Below are 2,030 nucleotides of genomic sequence, written 5' to 3'. Positions count from 1 at the left end.
ATGTAATTGCTACAGGCACACCATCGCTGGATGTAATCGTCGGGGCAGCCACTAAACAAGCTACCCTCGTGAGTGGCAGCGGTACCAACGCCTTCCTATTCAGCTACACCGTACAAAACGGTGATATGGATATGGATGGTATTACCCTGGGAACTACCATCTCTGGTTCCATCCACAACAGCGCAGGTAAAAACGCGCTGCTCACGCTCAATAACGTAGGCAACACCAGTGGTGTACTGGTAAACACCACTCAACCGAGTGTRGTGATCAGCACTTCCGCTACATCACCTGTGATAGCGCCGTTTACCACTACTATTACCTTCTCTGAAGCTGTGACCGGATTTACAGTGCCAGATATTACGGCTACTAACGCAAGCCTCAGCAACTTCCAGACTACCGACAACATCACCTACACAGTGCTGGTTACACCAAGTGTTGATGGCGCGGTAACCCTGCAAGTTCCTGCCGGTGTAGCCGTGAACGTAGGTAATAACAGCAACACTGCTTCTAATACATTAAGCCTTGTTTACGCTGGCACGGCTCCGGTTATCACCGCTGTTGATGTACCGGCTAACGGCATCTATCACACCGGACAGATACTCAACTTCACCGTACACTTCAGCGAAAATGTAATTGCTACAGGTACACCAACTCTGGATGTACTCATAGGTACAGCTACCAAACAAGCTACCCTCGTGAGTGGCAGCGGTACCAACGCCTTCCTATTCAGTTACACTGTACAAAACGGCGACATGGATATGGATGGTATTACCCTGGGAACTGCCATCTCCGGTACCATTCGAAACAGCGCGGGTAAAAACGCGCTGCTCACGCTCAATAACGTAGGCAACACCAGCGGTGTACTGGTAAACACCACTCAACCGAGTGTAGTGATCAGCACTTCCGCTACTTCACCTGTAATAGCACCGTTTACCGCTACCATTAACTTCTCGGAAGCTGTGACCGGATTTGCAATAGGAGACATTACAGCTACCAATGCAAGTCTCAGCAACTTCCTGACTACCGACAATATCACGTACACGGTGCTGGTTACACCAGGCATTAATGGCGCTGTAACCCTGCAGGTTCCTGCCGGTGTAGCCGTGAACGTGGGTAATAACAGCAACACTGTTTCCAATACATTAAGCCTCGTATACGCTGGCACGGCCCCGGTTATCACCGCTGTTGATGTACCAGCTAACGGTATCTATCACACCGGACAGGTACTCAGCTTCACCGTACACTTCAGCGAAAATGTAATCGCTACAGGTACGCCATCATTCGATGTACTCATAGGTGCAGCCACCAAGCAAGCTACGCTCGTGAGTGGCAGCGGTACCAACGCCTTCCTATTCAGCTACACTGTACAAAACGGCGACATGGATATGGATGGTATTACACTGGGAACTGCCATCTCCGGCACTATCCGCAACAGCGCAGGTAAAAATGCGCTGCTCACGCTCAATAACGTAGGCAACACCAGTGGTGTACTGGTAAACACCACTCAACCGAGTGTAGTGATCAGCACTTCCGCTACTTCACCTGTAATAGCACCGTTTACCGCTACCATTACCTTCTCCGAAGCTGTAACTGGATTTGCAATAGGAGATATTACAACTACCAATGCAAGTCTCAGCAACTTCCAGACTACGGACAACATCACCTACACAGTGCTGGTTACACCAGGCATTGATGGCGCAGTAACCCTGCAAGTTCCTGCCGGTGTAGCCGTGAACGTAGGTAATAACAGCAACACTGCTTCTAATACATTAAGCCTCGTTTACGCTGGCACAGCTCCGGTTATCACCACTGTTGATGTACCGGCTAACGGCATCTATCACACCGGACAGGTGCTCAGCTTCACCGTACACTTCAGCGAAAATGTAATTGCTACAGGCACACCATCGCTGGATGTAATCGTCGGGGCAGCCACTAAACAAGCTACCCTCGTGAGTGGCAGCGGTACCAACGCCTTCCTATTCAGCTACACCGTACAAAACGGTGATATGGATATGGATGGTATTACTTAC

Annotated in this window: 1 protein-coding gene; it reads left to right on the top strand. The window is 49.9% G+C overall.

Translation table 11 applies throughout. From position 1 onward, the window contains the following. Positions 1 to 2,030, top strand: a 2,030-nt coding sequence (locus tag AC1DFM_RS34560) for a beta strand repeat-containing protein (RefSeq protein ID WP_477081345.1), incomplete at both ends; no start/stop codon positions are given.

This window comes from Chitinophaga sp. 05T412 (genome assembly GCF_056396465.1).
This window is presented reverse-complemented; position numbering and strand designations above follow the sequence as displayed.